This window comes from Streptomyces sp. NPDC005574 (assembly GCF_040605435.1).
Taxonomy (GTDB): Bacteria; Actinomycetota; Actinomycetes; order Streptomycetales; family Streptomycetaceae; genus Streptomyces.
The window spans coordinates 1-7388 of the sequence record NZ_JBEXCW010000181.1; the positions used below are offsets into that span (position 1 = coordinate 1).

Genomic DNA, 7388 nt, shown 5'->3' on the forward strand with positions numbered 1-7388 from the left:
ACCGAGGCCGAACAGGCCCACTACGATCACCACCGCGACCCCGCCCGGGCCGCTCATCCAACAAACTGAGTCCCCGGACACGCCGGGGCGGTTCACAGGGCAGCGCCGCCTGATCCAAGGCTCAACTCACCTAGCCAGAAAGCTCTGTGACCATGCGTCGATGAAATAAGCCGCGACGCTCTCTCGCGTTCCTTCGTACGTCAGTTCCATTCACATTGGTACTTTGCGCGGCCCATCGCGCGCAGCTCGCACGTTTCGATGGCGAGTCCTCGAACGAAGAACCCATAGCCCTGTTATCGTCAGGCGCGAATATCCGGTGTCACTAGAGCATCTTGAGGTCACGAGCTGGGGGCAGACGCCTCACAGCTAGCGAATTACCCCAAATCGGTGCCCGCTGGCGAGTCAGCCAGCGGCCACTTGCTCTGGTGACAGCCACCTAAGAAGCAGGGGAGAGGTGTCTGAGCGATGAAGGTTTTTGCTTTCGCGACCCAGAAGGGAGGGGTAGGCAAGACAAGCTCCACCGTCAACTTCGCTGGCTCACTCGCTCTGGCTGGAGGCCGCGTCCTCGTAGTCGATCTCGACCCGCAGTCGCAAGCCGGCGCGGCCTTGGGCGTCAACCTCATCGGCGAGGAGCAACTGGCTCGCTCCCTCGGCTGGGCTCTCCAGGCCCGCTTGCAGGGAATGCGGCTGCCGCTGGACGGGATCTGGTTCGACAGAAGCGAGCTTCTCCAGGAGTTCGGCGGGCAAGGATCGATCCATCTGCTCGCCAGCGAAGAGTCGACAATGACCGCCGCGCAGGACTTGATCCACAAGAAGGGGTTCCAGTCCACACCGATCCTGCGACGCATGCTCCTCGAGCTCTCAGATCAATTCGACTTCGTTGTGATCGACACTCCGCCGGCTGTCTCGTCGTTGTCAGCAACTGCTCTCGCCGCGGCCGACTACGTGATCACTGTCTGCATCCCGGAGTACCCGGCTCTGAAGGGTGCTGCTGCAACGCGAGGCACGGTCCGCTACGTACGCGAGCGAACGAACGGCGAGTGCGAGCCTCAGTACCTCGGGGTCGTCCTCAACCGCTCCAATCCTCCGTCCAAGTGGAAGGCGCAAGAGATCAATATCAGGAATGGCACGCTTGACGCTGACCTGATGCCCTTCCAGCGGGACGTCCGTACCGACAACCGGATCAGCGACTCGTTCGCCTTCGGAGTACCAGCGGTCATCCGCTACGCCAGCCACGCCCCTGGCAAGATCTACGCTGAGCTCATGCAACAGGTTCTCTCGCGTACGGCTCATCCCTCTGAGAAGTGGGAGCTCCCGGAGCGGATTGAGGCAGTCGAGGACGCCGAGGTTGTCGGATGAGTCCTTCCAATAGCAAGGACAGCCAGAGCAGTGGCTCCAGCGGCACAAGGAAGGGTGCGGGCACGGGAGCTCGGAGCAAGAGCTCGCGTCGGACACCGCCCTCACACTTCAACCCAGGACTTGTGCAGGGTCTCATCGCAGGTGCGGATGACGTAGCAGGGCGCTCGTTCATCGGCGGCGGGGGACCGGTGTCGACATCGCCTGAGGAGACTCCTCCCGCTGGCGAACCGGCACCACTTCCCACATCGCCCTCCCCGGCAGAGACGCAGCAAACCGCTCCCTCTGTAGCTGCAACTGCCGGGCCCTCACCATCCCTCCCGGCACAGGCAACAATCGAGCGCTCCACGGATGAGAGCGATGTCGCCGCTTCCCAGCATGCTGTGCCAGAGGCCAACCCTGTTGATGAGCCACGGAGGGACGAGGCGCGGCCTCTCCTTGAGGCAGCTCACGCCGTCGAGCCAGCACTCGAGGAGATCACCGACGGTGCCCCGCATGAGCACGAACGCGTGGCTGAGCACCATCCAGCGGAACCGGCAAGGTCGCCAGCTGAGCGAGACCGGTCAGAGGACTCCTCGGGCAGGGCAGAAGGTGCGGCTGCAGAGCAGGCTGACCATGCGTCAACGGAGCCGGATCAAAGCGCATCTGACGTCGCCAGCGGTGCCGACGGAAAGTCGGCCAAGGGTGCCCGCCGACGTCAGCATGCTGCTCATTCGGCGCTCCTCGACAGCTTCAAGGACGCGCGCCTGAACTCGAAGTTGTGGCAGGGCTGGGGGTTCCGCATCTATCCCGACACCCTCGCTGCCCTCAAGCAGCGCATGAACGCCGATCGCCGATCTACGGGGCTCAAGCTCGCGATTGGCCACTACGTAGATGCCGCACTCAGATCAGCACCCGAGGATGTCGACGCGATGATCAAGATCGCAGACGCCTACGACGATGAACGCGTGTTCGACAACGAGACCACGCGGCCGTCGACCTACCGCGTCGGTGTCACTGCATACGACATTGCCTCGAACTTGAAGGTCACCATGGATGAGGTAGACGCGTCCCGCCGTGGCGCTGCGTTCGTCTCGGCTGCTCTCCAGAAGCTCCTGGACGGGCTCGATGCGGGGGGAGCGCTCGCCCTCCCGACCCGCGGATCGAAGTAGCACCCGTCCCAACGAAGGCCCCAGCCCTGCACGATGGGCTGGGGCTTTCGTTGGTGCTTGCCTGCAACGATCTCTGCAACTTCTCCGGTTACTTGCTCTGCAACGCTCAAACGAACGATGTTGCGATCAACGCATCCTGCTTCCGCTCTGTTCAACAGCCTCACCCTCGCGCCCTCTACTCCAGTATCACTAGACAACTGAGGGATAGAGATGCTCACCCAAAGCGGAACTTCCCAGTTCAACCCTCACGAAAGGAGCGCCAAGCGACACGCCAACATCTAGTGACGCGAGGACTTTTCAAGATCCGGTGCGATATGGTTTGAGCCACACTCGATCCACAGTGTTTCGGAGCCAGCAAATGTCGCTGACAGGTCCTCACCTCAGCACTAGCTCAGTGGCCACCGCCGCAGGCCTGAGCGAGTCATGGGCGTGGAAGGCTCGGGATCAGGGGGTTATCAACGAGCCTCACTTTGAAGAGGACGTCGTTGCTCTCCGGGTCTACGCCTTCGTCTCTCAGATCGTGTGGCCGGGAACCCGCCGGCCTCGCAGCGCCCGCCAAGCCCTTGAGCTCTGGCAAGCCTCCGCAGTAGAGGCGGCTCGGCAAGCTGCTACCGACCACGCCACCACGTCCGAAACCGCGCTGTGGGTGCTTGAGGACTCGGTGCACCTCGTGACCACTCCTGCGGACCGCGCAGCCTTTGACCTGCAGTACCTCAACGGCCGAGCCGCATTCCGCATCCCCATCGGCTTTTGGGTGGCCGAACTGCCTGATGCCATAGACAAGCTCGGACCCCGCCGGAGGCGCGGGTCTTCAGCCAAGGCGGCCTCTTAGATGCAACGCCGCCCACTCAGTCCACCAACGCGATGGTCGTCTCGAACAAACGGAGATGCCACGGCCCGGGATCTGCGGTCCCGGGCCCGTCGCGTTGTCAGAGCCTGGGATCTGCGGTCCTAGGCCTTTTAACCATCAAGGAGTTGATAGCCACCCGCCACATTCCTAACTAAGCAACGTCGAGCGCTCAGCTGATCCCCTACGCATCCGGGAGCCGAGCGCCGGTGAAGTGCGCCTTCTTACTTCCTTGACTGGAGCAGATCATAGCTACCCGTACGAGGGCTGGCTCAGTGATGTCTGAAACAGGATACCGGCATCAGCCCAAAACGTCCAAAAGTAGACCATCTGCGGCTCAACGTCGACCTTCGTCCGCTGGCCGTCGTTCCAAAGTCCCGCCGTGGGCGGGCCCCGTCCCTAAGGGGACCCCAGGTCATCCGCTGGAGCTCGGGCCCGACATGCGGGTGCCGCTGCGTGCTGCGGTCCAAGCCCTGCTGGCTCATCCGCGGCTTGCTGGCCAGAAGGACGTCGTCCGCCTGGGCGCGGTGGTCTTCCTGGCGAAGGCGGCTCACCGGACATGCCGTGTGGCGATCACTGCGCGGGAGCTCGGGCGATGGCTCGGAGTTCACAAGTCCACAATCGATCACGAGGTGCTGCCGGCTCTCCGCGAGGCAGGCCTGATCGCGCCGGTCGAGATCGAGGAGCAGGACGAGCCGCTTGTGCCGTACTTCCGGGTGATGCCGCTGTGGGAGGCACGGGGTACGACGGGCTCGCCCTTCCACCTGCAGAAGCCCCAGTTGGCGACGCTGCTGCGGTTCGTCGAGGGCTTGTTTGCCCCCGGGTGGGGCGAGGCGAGCAAGACGCCGCCTGGGCTGCTGGCTGCGCGGCGGGCTCGGGGAGCGGCGACGGACCGTCTCGCGCTGTTGGTGTTGGCGCTTGACGCGCGGCCGGATGGCCGGGTCGCTCTCACGGGTGGGCGCCTGGCGCAGCGGCTGAAGAAGTATGGCCGGGCGGTGGTCACTCTGGCTCGGATGTTGGGTTGTGAGGTGCCGGGAGCAGCGACCGTGTTGAGGCGCCTTGAGGAGGCGGAGCTCGTTGCTCTGACGGCCGGGGCGGCGGAGCGCCTGCGGGTGCCCGCTATCGCTGCTGCCCATCGCTCGGTGGCTGCGTCACGCTACGAGGGGGCGCCGTCGGCTGAAGGCTCGTGTGAGCCGGCGTCCACTTCGCCGTCGTCCGGGGCGGCGTCGGTGTGTGAGCACTGCGTCAACGAGGAGGCGGGGGGGGCGTTCCCGCTGGAGGGTGATGGTTGGAGGCAGGGGTCCTTCGAGGACCTTCGTCTGGAGCCTTTTGTCGAGGAGGCAACTGCACACGGGGGTTTCCTCGGCCCTGACACTACTGAACTCGCAGGTCAGGCACCGGTTTTGCTTCCTGATGACGTGTCTGAAACTGCGCACCTTCACGCCGACCACGCTCCTGGGGCTGAGCTACTTCCTTCCCCTGCGGACCATTGTGGTTTTTCCGGCGAAGCCGTTAGGGGCGGAGGTGATCTCCCGGAGCGCGCGTGCATGCGCGAGGGGAGCTCCCCGGGACAAGCTCCCGGAGGGACTGAATCGGCAGACCGTGGCGCTGGACGAAGCCCGCTTCGCGGGGAAAAGCCGGATCAGTCCTCGTCTCGGGGGCAGGTAGCTCCAGCGGCGGCCAGTGGTGTGTTGGACGCCTGGCGTTCGGTTTCGGGTGGCCCTCCGCCGGTGTGGGCCACGGTCCCTAAGGGGCTTGCTGGCATTCTGCGGCCGGTCGAGATGATCTGGGGCCGACTGGACCGAATGGGCACTCGCTGGCGGGTTGAGCAGGCGGTGCGGGCGGAACTAGAGGCCCTTCGGGGCGTGTTCGGTCCGGGCGTCGATGCGGAGCGGATCCTCAACCGCCGGCTGCGCCGCCGGATGACCGATCAGGGGGAGAAGCTGGTGGTGGATCCGGCGGGCTGGCTGATCAGGTGGGCGTTGCCGCGGCGGTCTGCGTGTCCGGATTCGCGCTGTGATGACGGGCGTCGGATGGACACCGGGGGCGACTGCGAGGCTTGCGGAATGCTGCACGTGGACCGGCGGGCGCTGCGCCAGCGGGCAGCGGCCCATGTGGCTGCCCGTCTGGGAGTATCCGTGTCCGACCGGTTGCCGCGGGCGGCGTTCGAGGAGGCCTTGCATCAGGAGTGGCAGCGGCAGGGCTGGCTCAGGGCGGCTCAGCATGAGCAGGATGCCGAGGTGCGGCTGGCTCGTGAGGCGGCTCAGGCTGCGCGGCGGGTCGAGTTGGAGGCGGCTGAGGCGGCGCGAAGGGAGCGGCCGTGCGAAGGCTGTGGGCGTGAGCGGGCTGCGGGACTGTGCGGGACCTGCGCCAACAGCCGCCTGGTGGAGGAATCGGTCGGGGAGGCGGCCGAGATTGCGGTCGCCACGTGGGCACACGACCTCGATGCGGAGCGCAGGGTGCTGGTCGCGAGTGAGACCGAGACCCAGGTGCGGGCCGAGGTCGAGGAGAGTGCTCAGCGGGGCCGGGCCGAGGGCGCGTTCGAGGAGACGGTGTCCCTGATGGGCAAGCTCGCCGCGGAATTGGCCCTCGCGCAGGTTCGTCGGCGGGCGCTCGGTCATCTGGCGTGGACGGATGAGGCGCGTGTGGAGGCGGAGTCGGCGTATGCCGCTCAGATGCGGCGCCGGCATCTGTTCGATACCCGCGCTGATGCAGAGGAGGCGGCGCGGGAGGCCAGCCGGAGTGCCCGGTGGCGGACGGCGGAGTACCTGCTGCGTACGCGACTGGGAGCCCTGCGGGCCAGGCCTGTTCGTCTCCGCGAGGAGCGTGCGTCCGATCCCTACATTCAGCGGGTCGACAGCGTTCGCGCCCAGCTGCGCCGCACTCCGCCCGCCGCAGACACCGCCCGGGGACCCAGCAACCAGGCGGGAGCTGTCCTGCCGGCTGCTGCAGGCTGTATCGGCGAGGATCCGTACGTGGCGGGCGCCGCGCGGGCCCGGGCCGCCATGGCGGGAGCGCGCGCATGACCTCCGTCAGGAGGTTGTCCTCGCTGGAGGAGGCAACGTCGGCAGGTTCGTGGCCGAGCAGCGTGGATGTTTCCTTCTCGACGCTACCCGGGGTGCCGGGGCGGGTCCGGCAGGTTTCCTGGTCGGGCTGGGGGCCGTGGGGACGGGAACGAGCTAAGCGCTCACGCCGTGGGCAGGTCCTCGTGGCCAGCAGCCGGCGGCATGGTGGTGAGTGCGTAGAGCTCCATCTCCACCAGCCCGTCCTGGGTTTGCCGCGGCTCGCGGCGCACGGAGACTTCGTAGTGGCCGGACAGCAGCTCTTGCACCTGCTCGACCGTCCGAGTGCTGCTCGCGCTGACGTAGATCAGAGCCATTCCATCTGTACGGAGTGCACCGGTGCACTCCGCTTGCGTGGTGCCGTGCACGTCATCGGCCTTTCCTCGGGATCTTGACTACCTGCCAGACGTACGAGGGGCCCGCAGAAGTTCGCGGCCGGCGCGAGATCACCCGAACGTGGGGGAGAGGCTCCGGTCATGGTGGCCGGGGGCCGCGGTCTGGTGGTGTGGACCTGAGTTCCACAGTTAGTGGTGCCGACTAGGGCACGAAAATGCGGGTTGATCTGCGGAAATGCCTGTGAGCACGCTGAGGTGGCGTGTCACTAGGCGGGTGGATAGTGCCTGGTCAGCGGCCTGCGGTCAGATCGATGATCTTCTTGGGCGGGGTGACGTTCAGGGCGGTGAAGATGTCGCGCTGGGGCTTGGTGAGGTCGGTGGTCTGGCGGAAGGTGCCGGCCGGGCCGTTGTAGGTGACGGCGTGCTGGCGTTGGAGCTCGGTGCGCAGACGGTTCCAGGTCGATCCGGTGGAGGTCTCGGCGACGCGGATCAGTAGCAGGGCGAGCCAGCAGAGCAGGACGTGGGCGCGGATGCGGTCCTCGAGGCGGTGGTAGATCGGGCGGAGATCGAGGATCTGCTTCATGTCGCGCCATCCGCGCTCGACTTCGAGGAGCTGCTTGTAGCCCAGCGCGATGTC

At 66.0% G+C, this 7388-nt stretch carries 4 protein-coding genes and 1 pseudogene; 3 read left to right on the forward strand and 2 right to left on the reverse strand.

Features of this window, described 5'->3' with window-relative positions:
* The first annotated feature begins 465 nt into the window (after positions 1-465).
* From ABZT03_RS42250 to ABZT03_RS42260, 3 genes are all read left to right on the forward strand, one after another.
* Positions 466-1359, forward strand: a complete 894-nt coding sequence (locus ABZT03_RS42250) for a ParA family protein (RefSeq protein ID WP_356049385.1) — start codon at positions 466-468, stop codon at positions 1357-1359.
* Positions 1360-1739: 380 nt separating this feature from the next.
* Positions 1740-2507 carry a hypothetical protein gene (locus ABZT03_RS42255; protein ID WP_356049387.1) on the forward strand — a complete coding sequence of 256 codons (768 nt, stop codon included), beginning with the start codon at positions 1740-1742 and terminating at the stop codon, positions 2505-2507.
* Between the two features lie 2652 nt (positions 2508-5159).
* Positions 5160-6380 carry a hypothetical protein gene (locus tag ABZT03_RS42260; RefSeq protein WP_356049389.1) on the forward strand — a complete coding sequence of 407 codons (1221 nt, stop codon included), beginning with the start codon at positions 5160-5162 and terminating at the stop codon, positions 6378-6380.
* Positions 6381-6541: 161 nt separating this feature from the next.
* Here the strand turns inward: ABZT03_RS42260 and ABZT03_RS42265 are convergent, their stop codons facing one another.
* Together ABZT03_RS42265 and ABZT03_RS42270 are read right to left on the reverse strand one after the other, a co-directional pair.
* Positions 6542-6733 (reverse strand): hypothetical protein, encoded by a 192-nt coding sequence (locus ABZT03_RS42265; protein ID WP_356049391.1) that lies wholly within the window; start codon positions 6731-6733, stop codon positions 6542-6544.
* Between the two features lie 307 nt (positions 6734-7040).
* Positions 7041-7388 (reverse strand): annotated as a pseudogene (locus ABZT03_RS42270) (transposase); the annotation flags it as partial.